A 23,688-nucleotide genomic window follows, 5' to 3' on the forward strand; every position below is an offset into this window, starting at 1 on the left:
ATTGAATATTGTTTTCTCAGGTAATATATATTTTCTCTTTAAATTTAACATGCTGATTATGAATGTATTACACAAAACGTAGTTCTGCAAAGACTCTGGTAATTTCGTATGTAGGTATGAAAAGCCAAGAAGCCTCTGTTCAACCGGTTGTAAATATCAGACTAGCATCTGATACTCAAAACCTTTCCGAAATTGTCGTTACGGCAATGGGGATCTCGAAAGAGAAAAAAGCATTAGGTTATGCTGTTCAGGATGTAAAAGGGGATGACTTAACACGTGCTGCAAGTACAAGCATTTCTTCTGCATTGCAAGGTAAAGTATCTGGAGTCGATATCACTCCGTCATCCGGTATGCCAGGAGCCTCTTCACAAATCACAATCCGTGGTGTCCGTTCTTTCACTGGCGATAATACACCACTGTATGTTATCGATGGTATGCCTATTTCATCTGCTGCCGATATTGACACAGATAAAAGAAACACGGGTAGTGTTGCTGGTTCCGACTTTGCCAATCGTGCTGTCGATTTAGATCCGAATGATATTGAAAGTATCAATATCCTGAAAGGACAAGCAGCATCAGCACTTTATGGTATGCGTGCATCCAATGGTGTTATTGTCATTACAACTAAAAGCGGGAAAGGTGCTAAAAAAGGGAAGCCTTCAATTACACTAACATCAAACCTATCGTTCGACAAAGTTTCAACCCTTCCTGACTTCCAAAAGGAATATGCCCAAGGTAGCGGAGGAGCTTACTCTCCCAGTACGTCATTGGCTTGGGGCCCTAAGATCTCTGATTTGGCAAATGATGCAAATTATGGTGGTAATGTTGACAATTCTTACACTCAGCAATACGGTAAACACGAAGGTATGTATTATGTACCTCAACGTGCTGCTGCCGGATTGGATCCATGGGCTGTACCGCAAGGTTACGACAATGCAAAAAACTTCTTCAACACAGGTGTTTCATGGAGTAACAATGTAAACATTTCACAAGCATTTGACAAAGGGAACTATTCATTCTCTTTAGGAAACAGTACCTCTGAAGGTATCATACCTAAGACAGGAATGGACCGTTATAATGCGAAATTGAATGCTACAGCAAATTTAAGTGAGCATTGGACAACAGGTTTCAGTGGTAACTTTATCACTTCAAAGATCAGAAAACAAAGTGCAGGTAACGAAGGCGTGGTTGCAACTATCTACGGTACACCTCCTAGTTATGACTTCAACGGTATACCTTCTCATATAGACGGCGACCCTTATACACAAAATAACTATCGTCCAACAACATTCAACAATGCTTATTGGGCTTGCGACAATAACTCTTTTACAGAACGTTCACAGCGTTTCTTTGGTAATACATATGCACAGTATGATACAAACTTTGGCGAAGATCATAAATTAACAGCCAAATATCAATTAGGTGCAGATGCTTATAGTACTATCTATTCTGACGTATACGGATATGGTGATAAAAGTTATTCAACAGGTTACTCAAGACAGGATAGCTATCACATCACAGAAATGAACTCCCTGTTTACATTAAATTATGACTGGAAAATCATGCCGGATCTGGATCTAAATGTATTATATGGTAACGAACTTGTAAATAAATCTACAAGAGTCACTACAGGCAAGGGGTACAATTTTAACTTCCCGGGATGGAATCATATCGGAAACGCAACGACTTTCCAGGCAGAACAAAGAACAACGAAAAAACGTACTGTTGGTAACTTTGCAAACTTGGCATTATCATGGAATAACATGTTGTATTTCAATGCTACTGTTCGTAATGACATTGTATCTTCAATGCCTCGCGGAAATCGTTCATTTACTTATCCTTCCGTTTCTTTAGGCTGGATTTTCACAGAGCTTTCTCCTTTAAAAGAGAATAAAATCCTTACTTTCGGTAAGATACGAGCTTCTTATGCTGAAGTTGGTATGGCTGGCGAATACTTCGATAACTACTATTATACACCCAGTTATGGTGGTGGGTTCTCGGCAGGTACTCCTATCCAGTATCCATTCGGTTCAACAACATCATATATACCATATTATAAGATATATGACCCGAGCCTGAAACCTCAGAATACAAAATCGTACGAATTAGGTGCAGACTTAACATTCTTGAATGGTTTGGTTTCATTGAACTATACTTATTCTCGTCAGAATGTAAAAGACCAAATCTTTGAAGTGCCTTTATCTACTTCTACAGGTTATAGCTCAATGATAACTAACGGTGGTGCAATTCATACGAACTCACACGAAATAACATTGACAATTAAACCGATTGAGAAAAAGAACATTTACTGGGATTTCGGTTTCAACTTCTCGAAAATCGACAACTATGTTGATGAACTGGCAGAAGGCGTTAACAGCATTATGTTAGGTGGCTTCGTAACTCCTCAGGTACGTGCCGGTATCGGTGATAAATTCCCTGTAATCTACGGTTACGGTTATTTACGTAATGATGACGGACAGATCGTTGTAGACGAAAATGGTCTTCCTCAGGCTGGAGAACCTCAGGTTATTGGTAAAGTTGCTCCCGATTTCCGTTTGGGCTTCAACACGACATTCGAATTATACAAGTTCCGCTTGTCTGCTGTATTAGACTGGAAACAAGGAGGACAAATCTATAGTGGTACATTAGGAGTTCTTGATTACTATGGTGTAACTCAGCGTTCAGCCGATTATCGCAATATGTCTGAATTCTTATTCGAAAAGCCTGCCGTAAAACAAAATGCAGATGGGTCTTATTCTCCAAACGACATCAAGATAAAAGGAGAGAATGCTTATGACTATTTTAATGCAATGAATGCTATTGATGAAGCTAGTATTTATGACAACTCATTCATCAAATTGCGTGAAATTTCTTTGAGCTATCCGATTCTGGAAAAATCATACTTAAATATTACAGCAAATGTGTTTGCACGTAATATCCTCCTATGGTCACAATTACCAGGTCTTGATCCGGAAGCTACATTAGGAAACAACAACATGGCTGGTGCATTTGAACGTTTCTCTATGCCGGGAAGCTCTAGTTATGGTTTTGGTTTTACATTCAAATTTTAAACATGAGTAATATGAAAATTACATATAATAAATTTAAGACATATCTATCTGTCGCTTTAGTGGCCGGAGTTCTATTCTCCTGCTCCGAAGACAAAATGGACAAGATCAATCAGGATATTGACAATCCTCATAATATTGATGCTAAATTTATCCTGACAGACGCGATTACCTCTACTGCATTTAGTAATATCGGAGGAGATTTTAATCATTATTTCTCTTCCTATGTTGAAAATGAAGTAGGTATTTTCAATCAGTTATACAATGCAGAAACACGTGTTTCAGAAGTATATGCATCTTCCACATTTAATAATATCTGGGGAAATACATATAGCTCACTGAAAAATGCACGAATCATCATTGATAAATGCTCTGAAGAAGGAACTCAACCCGGAAACTACACAACAAAGGGGATGGGAGAAGTCCTTGCCGCTATCAATGCAGGCTTAATAGCTGATGCTTTTGGAGACACTCCTTTCAGCCAGGCTGCTTTAGCTAAATTAGAGAATGGTAAACCTCAATTCATGAATCCGGTAATAGACAAGCAAAAAGATATTTACACAGCTATCATTGCTTATCTGGACGCTGCTATTGAAGATCTGCCTAAAGGTGATACACACGCTACCGGAAAAGCTGGAGCTCAGGATATATTATTCAAAGGAGATGCTAATAAATGGCTGAAACTGGCTTATGGCTTGAAAGCCCGTTATACTATGCATACATTAAATGTGACAGAAAATAAAACTGCTGCTTTAAACACTGTTTTGGAATGTTGTAAAAACGCTGCACAAAACGCTAATGAGCAAGCTGCATTCAATGTTTATGATGGAGTTGCCAATCTTAACCCGTTGTATGACTTCTTCAATAGTCGTGAATATACAGCCGCAAGTGCAAGCTTGACACAAAAGCTTATTGCACGCAACGACCCGCGTGTTCACCGTGCATTTGTTGATGCACTATTTGCAGATAAAAGTCTGGATGCTGAAGGCTTTTACTGTAAACAGTTGACCGGAGAAGAAAAAGATTTCTTATCCATGATGGCTCCTAACGGTAAGCCTCAACAGGAACAGGAGTATTACAATACTTCTATCTTCCTGATAGCAGCTACTGCTCCTACTATGCTAATGAGTTTCCACGAAGTGAAATTCCTGGAAGCAGAAGCTTTGGTAAGACTCAATCGTTTGGATGAAGCGAAAACAGTATTAAAAAATGCCGTTGTAGCCGGTTTGATGAACATGGAAGTAAGTGTAACCTCTGCGTTAGACAATGCTTCAATACCTGTTAAAGCCAATTCAACCAGTGCAGTGACAACCGCTGAAGCAGAAAACTACTTTGACACGGAAGTTGCTCCGTTGTTTGCTGCTAATCCTTTGAAAGAAACAATGATTCAAAAATATCTTGCTTTCTGGGGAGCTAACGGTGAATCAACAGAATGCTATAATGATGTACGCCGTTTGAAAGCGGAAGGCAATGACATTTACAGTTTTGAAAACCCGGGTAAATTCCCGTTACGCGCACCTTACGGTAGTGACGAAGTAAGCTCTAACCCGAATGTAGAAAGTGCATATGGCAATGGCCAATATGTATTTACAGAAAACGTTTGGTGGGCAGGCGGTAGCCGATAAACAAAATCCAATGCAGTGATCGTATAAATAGTTATACGATCACCATATATACTCACATACGGCAACCGTATAAACCCACATACGATGATCATATAAACGCTTATATGATCATCGTATTTTTTTATTTGGCAAACTTCACATCTATTCCTCTATCTTCTTTTGCTTTCAGTCCCAGTACTCGGCCTCCTACTTTCACCTTTCCGGTGATAAATTCCGGAATATTATATGACATCATAAACTGATCATAGAATTCTGTATCTTTCTGAGGTAATAAAAATGGTTTGCAGGCTTTTCCATCCTTACCGATATAGGTGATATACGGCCGTGTATATAATCCATCTATCCGACGACTACTGAATATAACCCAACGGCTGTTACTGCTCCAGGAATGATAACTTTCCACATCATCACTATTCAATATATCTAAAGGTACGCTTTCGCCTGTCGCAAGATCCGCCATATACAAGTCAGCATCTTTATGCCAAATAGAAAAATTACCATAACCTGATACCGTATACATCAAATAGTTTCCATCCGGAGAAACACGTGGAAAAGAAACGCTCTGTCCTTTTATATTTGCATTATATAATGTATCGACTACAGAACCGAAACTCCGGGTATCCGGATCGAAAGAAATAGAACACAAGCTATATTTGATCTCAGAATACTCCTGCGGAATAGAACGTGCACCAGCCGTACAGAAATAAAGTGTTTTTCCATCCGGAGAAAAAGTGGGGAAAGTTTCAAAAGCATCCTTCGAAAATAACTTTCCGGTAGTTACTATCTCGTGCTTTTCCACATCATACACTACGACATCCGAAGTTTCATCAAATACTTCAATCCGGTTCCTGTCGTTCATATGGAATCCCTGCTTTGTATTATTTACAGAAAATGCAACATATTTTCCAGAAGGATGCCAGGAGGGATATACCAATGAAGAAACGGTTTGTTCCGTTTTGGTATTCAACTTTTCTATTTTATCTCCGTCAACCAGTATGGTTCCAGGATACGTTTCACGCATATGGAAAAGCATCTTATCCGGATTCTGCATACAGAAAGAATGGCAATTCACACAATTCCGACCACTCATCTTATTTTCAATGATGGCTGTTTCCGTATAGTTTTCCAGATTACGCTGATAAAGCCCCATCTTATTCCACAAAGTATATCCAGGAGCAATTAAACGATAGGCAATATAAGGATCGATAGGGTCCGTTGCTACATATAATTTAAAAGGAGCATATTCTATCCACTTACCTTTTTCTTTCGCCTGAACGATTACATCTACCGCATTACCGGCAGTAGACTGTAAAAGCCTCTTCCATTTGGAAGAAGGAATTACAAACTGATTCCCTTTGGCTTTAACTTCAATTTTCCGGTCAGCCGAAGATAAAATCACACGTGCCTCCTCATATTGAGTTGTCAATGAAAAGTTTAACGGAGCGATATTCGCCGGAATAGTAACATCGGTATAATCCGGACTAATTGCAGGCTTTTCACTTAACTTATCGCTAACCTGAACCGCATCCGAACAGGACATAAACATAGCCAGCAACATGATATATTTATAATTACCCTTCATATTCATCCGATTATTTAAACATAAAATAAAACCAGTAAGTATCTCCATAGGCTCTTCGCATTAACCCTGGCAGTGCATTCGCATTACTCCTATTTGCCAAAACTTGTTTTTTATATTCTGCAAAACGTTGCACAACCGAAGGAGAAATATTAAAACGCTTCCAGTAATCAGGTTCAGCCTCCGACAAGGTGATTACTGCTTCCTGAAACGATTTAGGCAATACAGGCAAAACATCCGTACCATAATAATGCTCCACCATCCCCTTAAAGCCGGCCATATCCTTGGACATCAAATAAAAAAGCCCCAGATATTCAATTGCATTCCTGTTTGACGGATTAGTTTCGGCAATAACCCGTAAATCTTTCTCCATATTATTCAATTCCGACAAATAATTATCTTTGGGCAAACTTTTACGCATCGACCCCAGGGCCGTATCTTTTTCTACCTCAGCATCATTATATAAAAACTTACGTTGTCCGCTTGCCCAAGAGCTGTAACAACCTGTATTTTCCAATACTTTAATATATTTTTCCGCCACCGGATACTCTCCATAAATCAGATTTGTCTGCACCAACCTTTTCAACATACGCGGATTACCCTCTCCTATTGTCGTTGCAAATGCTTCAAACGCCATCTCCTGCGCCAGAGCCGAATTTCCCATTGCAAAATTAACTTCACTCAGCAAAATAGATATCTGCTCCGTTTTATTCCAGCCAACCATCAATCCTAACGGTCCTTTTTGGTCAAAACTGAATGCCCTGTCTGCCAACTCTCCTTTATGTGCCAAAGCTAAATTCAGATAACATAAATTCAGATAATTGGTAAGCGGTCCTTTACTTTCTTCAATGATTTTATCCCATTGTTCCGTTCTGGCATAATAGTCCAACTCCTTCACTTTGATAGATTTTTTATCTCCGTACTCAGGAACTCCCCACCAACACAAAAGGAATAACAACAGGACTTGCACACCGCAACCTGCAATCAAGAACTTTTTGCTTACCCGCTTTTGCTTGTGTTTTAACCAAAACGATAGAATTAAAATAATAGGAAGTGATATCCACGAATAATAGATAACCGACTTCGGTTCCAAAGCCGTATGATAATAGGCATCAGGCAGAAAAGCAAAACGATATTCACCCAAAGCGGCAAAATAGACACTACAAATACCACAAAAGACAACCAACACGCCAGAAAGCAATACCCAGTACCATTTAGGAGTTTTATTAAACAACTCATAAATAACGACCAAAATGGAAAACAAAAAAGCGGCAGATCCTATTGCCCCATAAAGAACAGGCGAAAGTAACACTTCTACCACTATCCGCCACTTATCATTCGAGATACGCAAACAAAAATATAAGGCCAATAGCATTATGTCGAGTGCTACCGTCCCGGCAACAAGATAGTTAAAATCAAAATGGATGAACATAATCAAAACCACCGGAATAAGATAGAGTAGAAACAAAGTCGTATCCGGTATAATCCGGTGTACAATACCTCTTACCCCAAGTCCGGTAATAAGCAATAATCCTGCAATAATAGCAGCTCCGGCATATGGAAGAATAAAGAACTGAACTAAAAACTCAGACAGAACTAAAGCGAACCCACCGGGAATGATCAACTTCCCTGAAATATATTCCCCGGTAAACTGAAACAAATGTGTCTGCTCGATAAAGTAAAAATGATATTTACTATATGTTTGCAGAAATACGAATAAAGCTACCAATATGACCAGCCAGAAAACAGCAACTTTCAATTTCATGATATTGTGGTTTAAGCATGTTTTACCAATTCAAAACGTTTATCCACAGATTGCGGAAGCTCATGGGGATAATGGGTCACATAGATCAACGTTTTACCCGGACGAGAACAGAACTGCTCTATTATCCGTGCCGCCCTCTTCTTGTTACTGATATCGAGGCCGTGTAAAGGTTCATCCAATATAATCAAATCCGGATCTTTTACGAATGCACGAGCCAGTAATGCCAACCTCTGTTCACCTGATGATAATGTCAGGAAAGAGCGGTCTTTTAATGTCTCAATCCCAAAAACACGCATCCAGTCCAAAGCTATTGCTTCCTGCTCCGCAGTACATTTACGATATAATCCGATCGAATCGAAAAATCCGGAACCGACAATGTTCAACACCGGAACATTCTCCATATAATAAAGATGCATTTCAGGAGAAACATAGCCTATCCGCTTTTTTATATCCCAGATACTCTCTCCTGATCCGCGCTTTCGGTCAAACAAATATAATGTATTTGCATAAGACTGAGGATTATCTGCATAAATTAAACTCAACAAAGTTGACTTTCCTGCCCCATTCGGACCGAATAAAGCCCATTTTTCTTCGTTTCGTACTTCCCAGTCGAGTTCTTTCAGAATGGTTCTGGCTCCATATTTAATAGAAACACGTTCCATACGGAAAGTAATATCATGAGTGGAAGGCTCCTTTTCTGATATTGGCAATGGAACATCCGAAGAATGATCCGGAAAAAGATGGGTAAGCAAATCTGTATGTGCAATAAACTCAGCCCGTGTTTCCGGTGGAAAAACCATCCGGTTATGTACGGGTAAAATATGTGTTATCATTTCCGGTATATCATCCGGATTAGATAGGAGCAAAATAACCTGTACATTTTCTAATTTTGTCATTTGATTTAACAAGTCGACCAGGACATCTCTTGAAGAAGCATCCAAACCTATAAACGGATTATCAAGGATAAGAATGCGAGGGCATGTCAAGAGAGAATGGACAATCAGGAATTTACGTAGTTCGCCGCTGGATAAAAAGATCAAGCGTTTGGGTAGTAAATCTTCTATACCAAAGAAAGAAAGTACCTGACGTAAATTCTCCGTACCGGCATATTCTTCCAGGATTTGCTCAATTGTCGGCACCTCATCTGTTTCCGTCGAATGCCAGCGTTGCTGATAATATGTATTCCGGCAATCCGCCAACGAATAGATATCTTTGAAAGCAATGCTCTTGACTAAATTACTTACTTTATCTTCATAACCGAAAGTGATTTCTCCCTCTTTCAATGCAAACTTACGTTGCATCATATCCGCAATCAATGTTTTCCCTGAACCGTTCGGACCTATTATGGCCCACTGTTCCCCTTCCTTGACCGACCAGCTAAACGGCTCTGTAAAACGGAGTTCTGGTAAACGGGTAACCACATTCTGCAGGTTAACTATTGTATTATTCCCTTTCATCATCTTTTATTTATACGCCCAAAGGTAAACAGTTTCTTTATAAAACTTAAATATATCGACAAGAAAGAAGAAGGGATCACTCATCACGAGCAATCCCTTATATATATACAGGCGTGGTATGTCTATAAAATTCTTACAAATTAGTTATTATAATGCCTGTAATTTCCCAACTCAACTTAATAAAATTCAATCCAATATATTTATTGTATTACGTTCTATTCCACTTAATTCAGTCTGATAGACTACCCACCTTTACGAGACAAAAATAATAAAATAAAACAAAACAACAATCTAATATTTTGTTTTTTACACAAAAGCGACCGTTTTACTATCAATCAAAAAGTTTTATTGAATTTAGTAAGATTTCATCTTATAGTTTTGAAGAGATTATCTATCTTTGATTGCTAATTATTTTATCTTAAAATCCAATAACATGAAACGATTATTTTATTTCTCAATTCTTTTGCTGGGAATTATCAGCACACTCAATGTTTCTGCAGCCGATAAAAACAAATGGCAGCCTCTATTTGGAGCAAATCTATCAGATGCCAGCTATAACCCGGAGGTCTGGAGCATGACAAATGGCGTACTTGCAGCTGTGCAGGACGAATCAATATGGACCAAAACCGAATATGAAAATTTTGAGTTGGATCTGGATTTCAAAACAGATGTAGGCACAAACAGTGGCGTTGTCATTTACTGTACGGACACTAAAGACTGGATCCCTAATTCTGTAGAAATACAAATCGCTGACGATCATTGCGAAAAATGGGGAAATGGAAAACCCTATGAAAAATGTGGTGCCATTTATGGCCACCTGGGAGCGAACAAAGATAAAGTTGTAAAAAAGCCTGGAGAATGGAACCATATGCGTATAAAATGTGCCGGACAACGCATCACTGTTATTTTGAATGGCAAAAAAGTAACAGAAATGGATATGAGCAAATGGACCTCAGGCAAAGTAAATCCTGATGGAAGCGAAATTCCCAGTTGGTTACCCAAACCTTTTGCCGAATTACCGACAAAAGGTTATATAGGTCTGCAAGGAAAACATGGTGATTCACTTATCTGGTTCCGCAATGTAAAAGTAAGAAGCTTGTAATAAAAAAGAAAAGAGGAAAGTCTGTAGCAACTTTCCTCTTTTTATTTTAAAAAACCTTCGTTCCTTTGCCTAAATGAATTTCAGAAGCCTGGGTTATAATGACTTCCTTGACTCCTGCATCAATCGCCTGGAATGAATTTTCCAGTTTGGGAATCATACCTCCTTGTATAATACCCTGCTCTACCAATTGCTTGAAAGCTGTACGATCAATTTCCGGAATAACGCTTTCGTCATCATTTTCATCCTTCAATACGCCTTTCTTTTCAAAACAAAATACCAATGTCACATCAAAATGTTTGGCCAATGCTTTAGCTGCCTCTCCGGCAATGGTATCTGCGTTGGTATTCAACATATGCCCTTGTTTATCATGAGTAAGCGGAGCCAACACCGGGACAATACCCTGATGGATAAGAGAAGCCAACAGATCAGCATTCACCTCTTTTACATCTCCCACAAAACCATAATCCACCTCTGCTACCGGACGCTTATCCGAACGCATCAGGTTCATATCTGCACCGGTTAACCCTAATGCGTTTACATTTAATGCCTGCAGACCTGCAACAATATTCTTATTGACCAAACCGCCATATACCATAGTAACCACTTTCAATGTTTCAGCATCTGTCACCCTGCGTCCGTTAACCATCTTGCTTTCGATACCCAATTGGCCAGCCAGTTTAGTAGCAGAACGGCCACCACCATGTACCAACGCCTTAAATCCTTCTATCTGAGAGAAATCACGAAGCAAACTTTGTAATGTTTCTTCTTCCTCCACAATCTTTCCACCTACTTTAATCAGCGTAAGCTTTTCTTTTTTCATATCTGACAAAATATTTTTTGCTCCAAAGGTACTAAAAAAGAAAAGATTTACATACTTTTGCATAGTCTAACGCGGTAGTAGCTCAGTTGGTAGAGCATTAGCTTCCCAAGCTAAGGGTCACGAGTTCGAGTCTCGCTTACCGCTCAATTTGAAATTCAAGGGCTTCGAAATGAAACGAAGCCCTTTTTTAATGCAATAAAATCTAATTAACTTACGTTTTCGACCGTTTTTAACCGTTATTTCCTATATTTATCCCGCAAATTTCACGCAAATTTTTGAACTATGGCAAAAGAAAAAATGATATTAGACATAAGAAGTAAGAGGAAAGATGGAACATTTCCTATTAAATTATATGTAGTAAACAAACGTGACATGCTAATAAGCACAGGGTTTTACTCTTTAAAGGAAAACTTTTCAGACGGGCAGTATACCAAGAATGAACCTAACTACCGTCAAAAGAATGCCGCACTACGCTCTATTTTGTCAAAAGCAGAAACAGAATCCATATTACTTGTATCTTCAAGAACAATACAAAATATGGATGACAAAAAGTACAAAGAACATTTGAAAAAAGCCATATTCGGAGAAGATCCAAATTATAGGCCTAAAGTTTTTATCGACTATCTGGATGAATTTATTTCGTTGAAGGATAGAGAAGGAACTATAACATTATACAATACAACAAGAAACAAGATATCCGAATTTGACGAAAAAGCCACATTCAAAAGTATGGATAAAAACTGGCTTTTAGCATTTGAAAGATGGATGATTAATTCAGGGATGAAAGTAAATTCCTATGCAATCCACCTGCGCAATATAAGAGCAATCTTTAATTATGCTATAGATCAAGAATATACGACTCTGTATCCTTTCAGAAAGTTTAAAATCAAAAAAGAAGAAACAAGGAAAAGGGCTTTAACAGTAGAGGAAGTCCGCTTATTGCGGGACTTCCCATGTGAAAAATACCAAGAACGATACCGGGATATGTTTCTGTTGATGATTTATCTAATAGGTGTAAACGCAGTCGATCTATTTATGGCTCCCAATAACGCCATTATAGGAGATCGGTTTGAATTTGGTAGATTCGAATACAAAAGAGCCAAGACGGGAAAATTCTATTCGATAAAACTAGAACCTGAAGCCTGCGAAATAATAAAAAGATACAAAGGGAAAAACTATATGCTTAACATCATGGACGAAATTGAAGACTATAAAAACTTTCTCCATAGCATGGATATAGTTTTAAAAGAAATAGGACCAATGGAAAGAAAAGGAAGAGGCGGTAAAAAAGAAAGACAGCCTTTATTTCCTGATTTGTCATCATACTGGAGTCGTCATACATGGGCCACTATAGCGGCGTCACTCGACATCCCTAAAGAAGTTATAGCAGAAGCGCTAGGTCATACCAGCAACTCTGTTACTGATATATACATAAAGTTCGATCACAAAAAAGTGGATCAGGCGAACAGAGCAGTTATAGATCTCATCTTTAAAAAAGATTAAGCAAATAAACGCTTATCTTCTTCTTGGACGGCTTAATTCTATAACATTAAAAATCTGCCTCACATCTTTTAAATGGATCATCCTGTCTTCGTACAATGGATTTAATGAGTGGATCTTGATAGTATGATTTTGTACATCATGCTCCGTTATCCTCTTTACCAGGATGCCCTCTTTGTGAACAATCACAAAATCCCATTTACGAATATGTAATTTGCACTCGATCCAAAACTCCGGCTTTATCTCTCTACAAAGAAGCCTATCTCCTTCGATCAGAGAGTCTGTTGTACCGTCGTCCATACTGTCTCCTTTCACTTCGAATGCCATATAGTTACCATGAGCTTCGTGGTCGACAATAAAAGGTATGCGAGGCAGGGCTTCTATATATTCAGTATCTGCATACCCGCACATGTACCCGGCATATGCGTATTGATTAACCAAAGGGACATATATTATATGATCTGGAGATATAGTTTCCGCATTTGACGAAATTGAAGATACTCCAATTTTTTCAATTGCAGGAACAGTAGCGAATATTTCACCTTTCCCAGTTATTAACCAATCTCTATTATACTTTGGAAAACGTAAAAGTATTTTGTCTACTGTAGACTTAGAAGGAGTACGATGCTCATTAATTAATCTACCAATAGTTGCATTATTAGTCATACCAATTTCCTTACTAAAAGAATTTTTGTTATAACCTTCATTTTCAATAATATACTTAACTCTCTCCCAAGCTTCCATATTAAATAGTATGTATACAGTTAGTTAAAAAATCACAATATGCAAAATAAAGTATGCATATTATTTGACAGTATGCAAACAGTTAGTATATTTGCATCACAAGAACGATACAAAGATACGCAACAATAACGGTTGAAACAATAGTATGTATGTGTCATTCTTTTCTAAACCGGTGATAGTAGCCGGTCAACGCTTGAAATCGCAGTTTTCCGTATCCAACGACGATATAGTGGCGCATACCTATAGATAATAGACGCGATACATACTCGTGAAAAGCAGATTCGTGACATGTCCGATGATCGCAGCGGGGCTAAATAGCAAAATACTATCGGTGTTTGGCTGTATAAACTTAGGTTTGTATGCAACCAAACACTTTATATAGGCTGTGTGGTGAAAAAGGGAGACACATTACTCTATAATAGGATAATCAATCCTTAGATGTAAAGAGCTTGATAACTCATCCTGGTTCGAATCCAGGCACAGCCACATTAATAATAACACTTAAATAAATATGGAAAAAGTAATAGATATCAGTAACGGTTTTAGTCCTGTAAAAATGTTTAACCAGATGAAAGTTGGAGACATTTACAAAATACCCTACGACGACAGTCGGCATAATGGTATTAAATCCGAGGCTGCCAGGCGAAATAGAGATGCTAGATTAATGGGAAAATTAAAAGGAAAAATTGATCTTATTTATCGCGTGTCAACAGCCGAATATCCAGGATACACATCAGTTATAAAACTTAAATAATATGGAACGTATATTTCCAGAACTCACAGCCGAATGTGAGAAAACAGCAATTATGTACTGTTCCGGACTGGAAAAGAAAGAAATAGCTGATATTAAATGTAGAGCAACGAGTACTATCGTTAATCAATTAAGAACAGCCTATGAAAAACTAGGCATAAGAAACGGTAGACAACTTGCTATAATATTAGCAGAACGTCTTTCCGGTATCCATATAACATTTGACTTTTCTTCTACTACTAGAACTGTTATAGCAGGATGCTTACTCATATTATTAATTATAAATCACAATATGGATATGAGACGACAACGATTAAGAAGTTCCAGATCAAATAATAATATAGAGTTGATCTGCAGAGTTAAGATAAGGTCAAGAAGTAGAAACATATCACTCACCGCTTAAAACTATCAAGTATGCCACGAGGGATAAACAAAGGAAAAATTGAGCCAATAGTCAAAACATGGCTTTCAAAAGACGAAGCACAGATTTACTTAGGGTGTTCAGGAGATTTCTTAGAATCCCTAAGAAACAAAGCAGAAGTATCATTTTCCAAATACGGATCAAAGATATGGTACGAATTGAGAAGCTTAGAGCGATTTCTTGAAAGAAATAGAGTTTTTTAGAATCATAGGCAAAGAGTTATCAAAATAAATCACGGCGGTGGATCGGGAAAATTCCCGGATTTGGGGGATTAGCTCAATGGTAGAGCACATTTTATCGATCATGTAGTGTTACGGCGGTTCGATTCCGTCATCCTCCTCTGTGTAAATACGAATTATTATAGGTTTAAGTTTTGTGCTGCACCATCCGTGAGGACTGTGCAGTTTTTTCTAGTCAACAATAAAAATCAAATATATGAAAGACTTAGCTTACAACGTTCTAAGAGGATTAGTATTATTTCTCTCAGCTTTTTGTTTGTGCTGTGCTGTTATATCTGCTTGGTCTTGGTATGATGCAAGCAGATTAGACTCTCTTGTGATTTGCTTCTTGTTTATCTTCTTTTCGTACCATTTATATAACTTAAAGATATGACAAGAGACATAATAATACCTATGCCGGACGATGACTTTGACATAGACGGATATGAAGAGGTAGAAGATCCCGAAGATGCTTATCAGAGGGATTGGGAAATGAGTACGTTTAGTTGGTAATTATGAAATCATTAAGAGCTAAAGAATATATTGAAACATTACATGACTCATCAGCTCTATTAGCATCACATGCTGTAGAATTGGCAGAATATATCACGGTTATCCTGAACCGCTTCCTTTGTCCAATCTATAAGCACACAAATAAAATTTATTAGTAACCTATTACCAAATTATCACAATGAATAAATATAGTTGGGGATTTAATAAGAGTGCTGATTTATTTTTCAATACAGGTAACAGTATTGAAGAATGTTTATCAGAGGCTATAAAACAGTCAGAAAATTGTTTCTGCCGAGTTTATATAGGAGAAAACAAGAAAGCACAAAATACACCTACGTATTATGTTGAAAATATAGTAGAATATCAAATCTAAAAAATTATGAAACTTAAAGATATAGCAAGCCAACTGGCTAACCGGATAAATCAGCCGGCCGCAATTGAAGTATTTCTTCGACAGGTGTATGCAAAAGGTTTTATAGATGGCACTAAACAGTCTCCTTGGATAAGCATAAAGGAACGAAAGCCGGACGATTACGAGAACATCATTATCATGTGTAAGCATGGTGCAATATTTAATGGCATATACTGTAATGGCGTATGGTTTTGTATGGATGGTTATATCCATGATATGCACAAGGGGAGTCCGATTTACTCTTCAATGAACAGTATACCTCCATTATGGGAGCCGATAGCATGGATGCCGACACCCTCATTTGATGAAATACTCGAAGCTAACAGGGATGTATTGGAACGAATTAAAGAGAAAGGAGATTAAACTAAAAAATAACGAATGTCATGGATAAAACGAAATGCATCACTTTCGATCCGTCAGCGCAGGAAGCATTGCCGGATCACATCAAAGCTAAAATGGAGACTGTCAAAGCTGTTGATCATGCTCAACTTGATAAGGAGTCGTATCTAAGACACATTATCAGAAACGGGGATAAAACCTATTTTGTGAAGTTCTATGACAACGATAAAAAGTTACTTGTTCATGCCGATAACTTCATTAAAGCGGGTATTTTGGCAATGGCGTATATCATCCTGAAAAACGGAGTGGGATTCGGCATTGAATACGTAGAAGATTTATCAGGTATGAAAGTACCGGTTGATATTAAAAGCTAAATTAAAAAATTATGAGCAAAGAGTATGATATGCAAGTTGGGAATTATATTGATGATTCTGACTACTGCGATGTGTGTGGGAGCGATTTAGTAACATCGTCTGAAAAAGAAAGAGGGCGGTGCTGCAATTGCATAGAAAATGAAAATACCTAACAACTAAAAAACATGAATTTCTCAACACTCTTCCGAGTATGTAAATCTAGTCTCAGGTCGGCAACCGCGAGCCTTAGAAAGTGGTAGACCTTGACGCTCACAATGGTCCGGCAGGCGGAAGCACGGTAGGAAGAGAGAGAAATCATAGTCAATTATTTATTAATCAATCAAAGCCTCCGCAAAGGACGGAGTGAGGTGAGAGCCCTCTGTTTACGTTATTAGTTTTATTATTATTGACCGCCGGGAAAGACCGGCAACTGGGCGTATGGCTCAATGGTAGAGCGTTCCCGACTGGGAAAGAAAAGGGTTCGATTCCCTGACGTCCACACATTTTAAATCATTTAAATTATGCCTATATTAAAGAAAACAGACGTAAGACCGTTAAGACCAATTATTATGGTTATTTACGGAACGCCGGGAACCGGTAAAACATCAGCGGCCAACACATCCGACAATCCTTTATTGATTGATTGCGACAGGGGATTTGACCGAGCATCTAATCAAGTTGACACGTTGACTGCTCAAACGTGGGAAGATGTCCTTGTGGAAGAACAAACAATGAAAGGGTATAAAACAATCATTGTTGATACTGCAAAATCAATGCTTGATGACTTTCTCACTGTGTATGGCGTAAAGCAGGACTACAAACTTGCAAAAAACAAACTTAAACTGTTTGGTTATATCGCTGACGAGTTCAAAAGTTTTGTAAACCGTAGACGAGCAGACAATACTGATATTATCTTCGTTTGTCATGACAAAGAAACATCTGAGGGCGACGTTATACGGCATTCTCCAGACTGTACAGGACAATCAAAAGACTTGTTGTTAAGAATTGCTGACCAAGTTGGATTTATAACGATGGTAAACGGTAAACGAACAATTTGTTTCGATCCTACCGACACCACCATTGGTAAAAATGTTGCTCAAATTCCTCCTACAACCATTCCGGATTGCAATACGATTGAATTTACCTCATTTATGGCTGATATTATCAATAAAGTAAAAGTTTCAATTCAGAGCAAAACAGAAGAGCAACGCAAAGCAATGGAAATCCTTGATCAAGCTAATGAAGCTCTTGAAAAAGTGGCTACAGTAGAAGATGCTAATCGTATGATAGAAATTAAGCAATCTCTTGACAAAGCTTTCGAAAAGCCGTTTAAAGCAAAAATGGTACAAGTATTAGGTGAAAAGGGATTTGTTTTTGATAAAGAAACTGGCAAGTTTATTCTTAAAGATGAAAAAAAAGCTAGTTAGAGTAACACAGTTAGAAAAGTTTAGGCGCTTCATATCCGATCATTCTGATTATGATACCGAGCAATCAGTCATAGATACACTTACCGGCGTATTTAAAGGTAATGAATACACCAGAATAGGAACCGCCTTTCACAGAATAGTGGAAGGCGATACCTCTGGATGTAAGAAATTAATAAAAACAGAGACCCAATTACCAGGACGAGAGTTTGATATAGAAGGATATCCAGTTAGGATGGACTTAAATCAATGTAAAATAGCTCTTGCTTATAAAGATCGTTTTCCGAACGCCTTTCACGAAATACGGGAATATATGGATTTTGGGAATATGATAGTAACTGGTTGTGCAGATATAATCAATGGCTTTGAACTTAGAGACATAAAGACTAAATATTCTCCAATAAAAGATCAAGACTACACGGATAGTTGTCAATGGCGCTTTTACATGGAGCTTTTTGGTGTAGAAATCTTTCATTTTGACCTTTTTCAATTTGTTGGATACGACAAAGAAAAGCATGGATATGACGTAAGAGGCTTAGAACTTAAACCTTACGAACCTGCTATCACATGTTATTGGTATAATCAATTAAAAGAAGATAACCGATATCTACTTCGTGAGTTTATAAAATGGGCAACATTCCGTAATCTGATAGCGGATTTACCTCAATATGAATCATAATATTAAAATAAAATGAGCAAATCAATAAATCAAGTGCTCCTTGCTGGTAACGTCGGCAAAGATCCTGAAGTCAGAACGCTAGACGGAGGCGTTAAGGTCGCAACTTTTTCTCTTGCCACTTCCACCGGAGGATATAAAAAGCAGGATGGTACAGAAGTAGCCGAAAAAACTCAATGGCATAGTATTATTGCATGGAGAGGTTTAGCCGAAATAGCTGAAAAGTATGTCCATAAAGGTGACAAAATAATTATCATGGGTACCCTGCAATACAGGGAATACGAGAAGGACGGTATTAAACGATATATTACCGACATTTTGGCGTATGACCTAATGCTGTCGGGTAAAGGCGAAAGTTCAAACTCTAAGCCTCCATTAACTGTAGAAGATGCACCTTCACAAGCGGATTTTCCACCAATTGGTCCCGCAGATGATCTGCCATTCTGATATATGATATTCAACACAGACAACACCTTCGATCGTAAAAAAGCGGAGGTGTACTTTGAAAAACTTATATCATCTGGTAAAATAATCGAATTGTCCGAAAAAAGAAAGGCTAGAACTTTAAACCAAAATGCTCTTTTTCATTTGTGGGTGCAAGTCATAGCTGATCACGTCGGATATACTTCCTTGGAGAACTGCAAAAGGGACATTAAAAGGACTTTGATAGGAACAAAAGAGGAAGTAAACCAGATCGATCACTGGAGAAATTCAGCAGGTCGATTATAAGACTTCGGAAATGAGCACTTCTGAATTATCCTCATTTATGGATAAAATGAAAATCTGGGCTGAATCCGATCTAGGATGTTACCTACCCTACTTTGGGGACCCAGGATACGAAGATATGGTAAAAGAATACAGATACAAATGAAAGAGAACACACCACCTCAATATCTTCTTTCCTCGCTGCTTCGTCATGCAAAAGTAGCTGCAGAACATTTTGACGCTACCGGTAAGAAGCCAAAGGTAGTGGACTCAGTCAGATTACTAAAGAAGGATTTAAAGAAATTGGAAAAGTATATTTCCAAATAAGTAATATATGGAAATATGAAAGTTGTACACGTTCATTTGATCTTTAAAAAGACCGATCATTATTTCGGTAGCATATCTGCCATATTCGATCATTTAAAAGAAGAGGATATAGGAATGACAAAAAAATCTCTTCTTCATTCTCTCTCTTCTGATATGATTGTTACAGGCAAAGCTATTATTAAACGTAGAGAAATATTAAGATGTAAATCAAAGTAATATTATGGATAAAATTAAAGGTTATAAAGGTTTCAACAAAAACCTACAATGCAGGGGATTCCAGTATGAAACAGGAAAAGAATACGAAGAAAAAGAAGCTATTAAAGCATGTTCTAACGGATTTCATTTCTGCGAAAATCCATTTGATGTGTTTTCTTATTATCCACCATGCGATAAAAATGGGGAAAATAGATATTGCGAAGTAGAAGCTTCAGGTAATATTGATAAAGAAGCTAAGGGAGATAGCAAAGTTGCTTCATCAAAGCTAAAAATTAAAGCAGAAATTGGTTTAAACGGCATTATTAAAGCAGGAATAGGCTTTATTTTAGAAAAGATAGATTGGAGGAATAATTCTTCGGAAAATTCAGGTTACCGGTCAGCAGCTACGAACACCGGTGACCAGTCAGCAGCTACGAACACCGGTGACCAGTCAGCAGCTACGAACATCGGTTACCGGTCAGCAGCTACGAACACCGGTGACCAGTCAGCAGCTACGAACATCGGTTACCGGTCAGCAGCTACGAACACCGGTGACCAGTCAGCAGCTACGAACACCGGTAACCGGTCAGCAGCTACGAACACCGGTGACCAGTCAGCAGCTACGAACACCGGTAACCAGTCAGCAGCTACGAACACCGGTGACCAGTCAGCAGCTACGAACACCGGTGACCGGTCAGCAGCTACGAACACCGGTGACCGGTCAGCAGCTACGAACACCGGTGACCAGTCAGCAGCTACGAACACCGGTTACCAGTCAGCAGCTATAGTAAAAGGTAAAGAGTCTATAGCTATAGTTACAGGTTACAAATCTAAAGCCCAAGGCTGCATAGGCAATTGGCTTGTCCTAACAGAAAGAGGTGAATGGAATGGTGAGGGTTATCCAATTAAAGATGTTAAAACGGTAAAAGTTGATGGCAACATTATCAAAGAGAATACCTCCTATATGCTTATTAATGGCAAAATAGAAGAAGTAGAATAATTACAAACAAACCAAATCCGACATTAAAGAGTGTCGTGAGGTGTGAGACCTCTGTTTATATTATTAATTTATTATTTGGCAGCCGGGAAAGACCGGCACATGGGAAGTTATAGTCATAGGGTGCTAAGACCAAATGAATGGAAATTACAAGTGATCATAGTAATGAAAGTCATCGAGACCATGCTGAAAGTAGTTGAGCGAGTAAATAAGCCGTGGGATAGCCAAGACCATGCATGAAAGTCGGAAATCAGATGATACTCGTGTAGGTTCGACTCCTACACTTCCCGCATTCAAAAAGAATAAACCATTATGATTAAAAAAGACAGAGTAATAGGAATTGATCCTGATTGTGACAAATCAGGAGTTACAGAGCTACATGTTAAGTCTAGGTGCTTAAACGTGACTAATCTTTCATTCCCTCTTCTTGTTGACTATTTAAAAATGCTGAAAGAAGATTTTGTTGATCGACAAAAAGAATCGATCATAGTCGTTGTTGAAGCTGGCTGGATGAATGAAAGCAACTGGCACGCTACACACTCGTCTCCTGCTGCAGCAGCCAAGATCGGCCAGAATACCGGGTAATCATGAGGTTGCAAGAAAGATCGCAGAAATGGCGAGACACATAGGTTTAGAAGTAGATGAAGTCAAGCCTCTCCGTAAATGCTGGAAAGGTAAAGATGGTAAGATCACCCAAGAAGAATTATCAAAGATAGTAGGAGGACTTGACAGGCAGCTGAACCAAGATGCAAGAGATTCTGCTATTTTAACATGGGTATATGCTGGCTTACCAATAAAATTATAGTATGGCAAAGAAAGAAATAATTCAAGCAAAGTGCAAGGATTGTGTACACTCTATACTTTTTTCCGAACTGGTCATTACCTGTAAGGAGAAGAATATGAATTTAGTAGGTAACTCAACAAGAATATGTCATCTTTTCAAAAATAAAAAGTCATGAAAACTTACCGGTTACCAGAGCAAGAAGGAGGAATACCTCCTGAACCAAATATTGAGCGCATTCCTATTAGAATCAATAATAAAACGACAATCCTTGTCAAAAAGGGGTGCAATATAAAAGAGCATGTAAAAAGATTTAAGAATAGAGTAATTAATGTGCCTGGGTATATACCCTGGGATTAAATAACATCTATATGACATGTAATAGACATAAGAAAGATAAATCTAAAGATGAATTTATGATATGGAAACGAGGAAAGAGCTAACTTGCTATTTTCCACATGATTCCAATGCCAGAAACTCCGATAAGTTGATTCGTTTACGAATGCGACATAAAGCTGCCGGATATGGTGTTTTTTTTATGATTTTAGAACGTCTTAGAGAGGAGCCGGATTATATGAGTGTCAAAGATTATAACATGATAGCCTTTGACCTTCGTGAAGATGCTTCTTTAATTAAATCCGTCATTGAAGATTTTGGGTTATTTGTCTTTACCGAAGACGGTAAGTACTTCTACTCCGAAAGCTTCAAACAAAGAATGGGATTTAAAGACGAGAAATCAAGAAAACGATCGGAAGCAGGCAGGTTAGGCATGGCTAAAAGATGGGGAAACAACAATGCTATAACAAAAGAGCATAATGAAGATAACAATGTTATAACAAAAGAAGAAGAAATAATAACAAGTAAAAGAAAAGAAAGGAAAGTAAAGAAAAATAATAATATACCCCCTACCCCCCTTAAGGGGAATTTTGATCTATCATTTGTTCGAGAGGATTTTATTGAAATTTTTAAAAATTGGCTTGACTACAAGATAGAGATAAAAAATGGATATAAATCAGTAAAATCAGTTGAACTATGCTATAAGAAGTTGCTAAAATTAAGTGATGGATATCCAGAAGTAGCAAAATCAATAGTAGAACAATCGATCTCCAACAATTGGAAAGGACTATTTGAACTTAAAGAAGAAAAGAATGGAAACAAAAATAGGACAAATAATAGCACCGGAGATAGAGACTTGGGGAAATTCCTTGAAAGTATCGCGTCTGGATACGCAAGAGCTGACTACGAAGAGCGAAAAGGGTGAGTTAAGTGTAAGTTTGTATAAAGGGGAAACTGTAAAACCAAAGGATTTAGCAGTGTCTCTAAGCAGGTTGATGTTAGCTTTTCCAAAGATGTCGAACGTTTTTTTCGACATTTTGTCAGAGCGTGTTGTAGCAAACAAGTTTACTAGTAAACGTTTGAACGACGCTATTAATTATCTTATTGATAACTTTAGTTACAAAGAGCTTAACATTGCTGATATTATCAAGTTTGACAAGAAAGTAAAACTTTACTCTTACAACGATGTATGCAAAATGGTTTCAAAAGGAGAAGCCTCTTTTGCTGACTTTGTTATTAAAGAAATTGAAGGGACTCATTACAGAGTCAAAAAAACCGATTTAAAATCATGAACCAAGAAAAGAAATATTACCACCTCCTCACAAAAGAAGAGGCTGAATATGCCATGTCTTTAGCAGAGCATATTTTCCGACGAGCATATCAAAGTCCGGGATGCTGCCGATTTGTATCGGCTATGGATAAGACCTTCGGGTGTCCGTGGATTTTCATTTGTAGTATTTACAACCGATTATTACTCAATATTTTATAGATAATAAGTCAGAAATATGGTTGTTATTTTTAATTGCACATTCTAAAAGGTGAAGATTTAACGCTTTTATTGATTATTAACTCAAAAAGGA

General features: G+C 37.9%; 25 protein-coding genes and 2 tRNA genes. 22 read left to right on the forward strand and 5 right to left on the reverse strand.

Annotated elements, in window-relative coordinates:
* The first annotated feature begins 62 nt into the window (after positions 1–62).
* Together M1P97_RS25695 and M1P97_RS25700 are read left to right on the forward strand one after the other, a co-directional pair.
* Entirely contained in the window at positions 63–3,071 is a 3,009-nt protein-coding gene (locus M1P97_RS25695; RefSeq protein WP_262923261.1) for a SusC/RagA family TonB-linked outer membrane protein, read from the forward strand.
* A gap of 11 nt (positions 3,072–3,082) precedes the next feature.
* Entirely contained in the window at positions 3,083–4,693 is a 1,611-nt protein-coding gene (locus tag M1P97_RS25700) for a SusD/RagB family nutrient-binding outer membrane lipoprotein (protein WP_195372026.1), read from the forward strand.
* A gap of 121 nt (positions 4,694–4,814) precedes the next feature.
* Here M1P97_RS25700 and M1P97_RS25705 read toward each other — a convergent pair whose 3' ends face one another.
* The 3 genes from M1P97_RS25705 to M1P97_RS25715 are packed head-to-tail and all read right to left on the reverse strand — an operon-like array spanning position 4,815 to position 9,494.
* Complete coding sequence (locus M1P97_RS25705; protein ID WP_195372025.1) at positions 4,815–6,275, reverse strand: TolB family protein; 1,461 nt, start codon at positions 6,273–6,275, stop codon at positions 4,815–4,817.
* Positions 6,276–6,285: 10 nt separating this feature from the next.
* Positions 6,286–8,037, reverse strand: coding sequence for a DUF6057 family protein (locus tag M1P97_RS25710; protein WP_249390562.1), 1,752 nt, complete (start codon positions 8,035–8,037; stop codon positions 6,286–6,288).
* 11 nt (positions 8,038–8,048) lie between these two features.
* A complete protein-coding gene (locus M1P97_RS25715) occupies positions 8,049–9,494 on the reverse strand; it encodes an ATP-binding cassette domain-containing protein (protein ID WP_249390580.1) in 1,446 nt (481 codons plus the stop codon).
* Positions 9,495–9,927: 433 nt separating this feature from the next.
* Here M1P97_RS25715 and M1P97_RS25720 point away from each other — a divergent pair, with 433 nt between their 5' ends.
* Complete coding sequence (locus M1P97_RS25720) at positions 9,928–10,596, forward strand: 3-keto-disaccharide hydrolase (RefSeq protein WP_195372023.1); 669 nt, start codon at positions 9,928–9,930, stop codon at positions 10,594–10,596.
* Between the two features lie 46 nt (positions 10,597–10,642).
* Here the strand turns inward: M1P97_RS25720 and argB are convergent, their stop codons facing one another.
* Complete coding sequence (gene argB / locus M1P97_RS25725) at positions 10,643–11,416, reverse strand: acetylglutamate kinase (RefSeq protein WP_249390563.1); 774 nt, start codon at positions 11,414–11,416, stop codon at positions 10,643–10,645.
* 71 nt (positions 11,417–11,487) lie between these two features.
* Here argB and M1P97_RS25730 point away from each other — a divergent pair.
* Both M1P97_RS25730 and M1P97_RS25735 read left to right on the forward strand, forming a co-directional pair.
* Positions 11,488–11,560 (forward strand) — tRNA-Gly (locus M1P97_RS25730).
* A 138-nt stretch (positions 11,561–11,698) separates the two neighbouring features.
* On the forward strand, positions 11,699–12,919 hold the full coding sequence (locus M1P97_RS25735) for a tyrosine-type recombinase/integrase (protein ID WP_249390564.1): 1,221 nt from the start codon (positions 11,699–11,701) through the stop codon (positions 12,917–12,919).
* Positions 12,920–12,931: 12 nt separating this feature from the next.
* Here M1P97_RS25735 and M1P97_RS25740 read toward each other — a convergent pair whose 3' ends face one another.
* A complete protein-coding gene (locus M1P97_RS25740) occupies positions 12,932–13,660 on the reverse strand; it encodes a S24 family peptidase (RefSeq protein WP_249390565.1) in 729 nt (242 codons plus the stop codon).
* A 511-nt stretch (positions 13,661–14,171) separates the two neighbouring features.
* Here M1P97_RS25740 and M1P97_RS25745 point away from each other — a divergent pair.
* The 17 genes from M1P97_RS25745 (at position 14,172) to M1P97_RS25825 (ending at position 23,400) form a co-directional block, all read left to right on the forward strand.
* Positions 14,172–14,414 (forward strand): hypothetical protein, encoded by a 243-nt coding sequence (locus M1P97_RS25745; RefSeq protein ID WP_249390566.1) that lies wholly within the window; start codon positions 14,172–14,174, stop codon positions 14,412–14,414.
* 1 nt (position 14,415) lies between these two features.
* Positions 14,416–14,814 carry a MalT transcriptional regulator family protein gene (locus tag M1P97_RS25750; RefSeq protein WP_249390567.1) on the forward strand — a complete coding sequence of 133 codons (399 nt, stop codon included), beginning with the start codon at positions 14,416–14,418 and terminating at the stop codon, positions 14,812–14,814.
* Between the two features lie 283 nt (positions 14,815–15,097).
* Positions 15,098–15,172, forward strand: a tRNA-Asp gene (locus tag M1P97_RS25755).
* A 268-nt stretch (positions 15,173–15,440) separates the two neighbouring features.
* Entirely contained in the window at positions 15,441–15,563 is a 123-nt protein-coding gene (locus M1P97_RS26325) for a hypothetical protein (protein ID WP_262923262.1), read from the forward strand.
* Positions 15,564–15,741: 178 nt separating this feature from the next.
* The gene (locus M1P97_RS25760) at positions 15,742–15,936 is read left to right on the forward strand and encodes a hypothetical protein (RefSeq protein WP_249390568.1); all 195 of its coding nucleotides are present in this window, start codon (positions 15,742–15,744) and stop codon (positions 15,934–15,936) included.
* Between the two features lie 6 nt (positions 15,937–15,942).
* Positions 15,943–16,338, forward strand: coding sequence for a hypothetical protein (locus M1P97_RS25765; protein WP_249390569.1), 396 nt, complete (start codon positions 15,943–15,945; stop codon positions 16,336–16,338).
* Between the two features lie 20 nt (positions 16,339–16,358).
* A complete protein-coding gene (locus M1P97_RS25770; protein WP_195374372.1) occupies positions 16,359–16,688 on the forward strand; it encodes a hypothetical protein in 330 nt (109 codons plus the stop codon).
* 500 nt (positions 16,689–17,188) lie between these two features.
* The gene (locus M1P97_RS25775; protein ID WP_249390570.1) at positions 17,189–18,094 is read left to right on the forward strand and encodes an AAA family ATPase; all 906 of its coding nucleotides are present in this window, start codon (positions 17,189–17,191) and stop codon (positions 18,092–18,094) included.
* Positions 18,075–18,770 carry a hypothetical protein gene (locus M1P97_RS25780; protein ID WP_249390571.1) on the forward strand — a complete coding sequence of 232 codons (696 nt, stop codon included), beginning with the start codon at positions 18,075–18,077 and terminating at the stop codon, positions 18,768–18,770. Before M1P97_RS25775 ends, M1P97_RS25780 begins: the two co-directional genes overlap by 20 nt.
* Before the next feature lie 12 nt (positions 18,771–18,782).
* On the forward strand, positions 18,783–19,214 hold the full coding sequence (locus M1P97_RS25785; RefSeq protein WP_249390572.1) for a single-stranded DNA-binding protein: 432 nt from the start codon (positions 18,783–18,785) through the stop codon (positions 19,212–19,214).
* A gap of 420 nt (positions 19,215–19,634) precedes the next feature.
* Positions 19,635–19,799, forward strand: a complete 165-nt coding sequence (locus tag M1P97_RS25790; RefSeq protein ID WP_249390573.1) for a hypothetical protein — start codon at positions 19,635–19,637, stop codon at positions 19,797–19,799.
* Positions 19,800–20,019: 220 nt separating this feature from the next.
* Complete coding sequence (locus M1P97_RS25800; protein ID WP_249390575.1) at positions 20,020–20,994, forward strand: DUF7666 domain-containing protein; 975 nt, start codon at positions 20,020–20,022, stop codon at positions 20,992–20,994.
* Positions 20,995–21,303: 309 nt separating this feature from the next.
* Complete coding sequence (locus M1P97_RS25805; RefSeq protein WP_249390576.1) at positions 21,304–21,576, forward strand: hypothetical protein; 273 nt, start codon at positions 21,304–21,306, stop codon at positions 21,574–21,576.
* 28 nt (positions 21,577–21,604) lie between these two features.
* Positions 21,605–21,796 carry a hypothetical protein gene (locus M1P97_RS25810; protein WP_249390577.1) on the forward strand — a complete coding sequence of 64 codons (192 nt, stop codon included), beginning with the start codon at positions 21,605–21,607 and terminating at the stop codon, positions 21,794–21,796.
* Between the two features lie 150 nt (positions 21,797–21,946).
* Positions 21,947–22,132 carry a hypothetical protein gene (locus M1P97_RS25815; protein ID WP_249390578.1) on the forward strand — a complete coding sequence of 62 codons (186 nt, stop codon included), beginning with the start codon at positions 21,947–21,949 and terminating at the stop codon, positions 22,130–22,132.
* A 61-nt stretch (positions 22,133–22,193) separates the two neighbouring features.
* On the forward strand, positions 22,194–23,033 hold the full coding sequence (locus M1P97_RS25820; protein WP_262923263.1) for a DUF4373 domain-containing protein: 840 nt from the start codon (positions 22,194–22,196) through the stop codon (positions 23,031–23,033).
* Positions 22,921–23,400 (forward strand): hypothetical protein, encoded by a 480-nt coding sequence (locus tag M1P97_RS25825; RefSeq protein ID WP_249390579.1) that lies wholly within the window; start codon positions 22,921–22,923, stop codon positions 23,398–23,400. The genes M1P97_RS25820 and M1P97_RS25825 overlap by 113 nt, the downstream gene beginning before the upstream one ends.
* Positions 23,401–23,688 lie beyond the last annotated feature (288 nt).

Source organism: Parabacteroides leei, from assembly GCF_023369805.1.
Taxonomy (GTDB): Bacteria; Bacteroidota; Bacteroidia; order Bacteroidales; family Tannerellaceae; genus Parabacteroides; species Parabacteroides leei.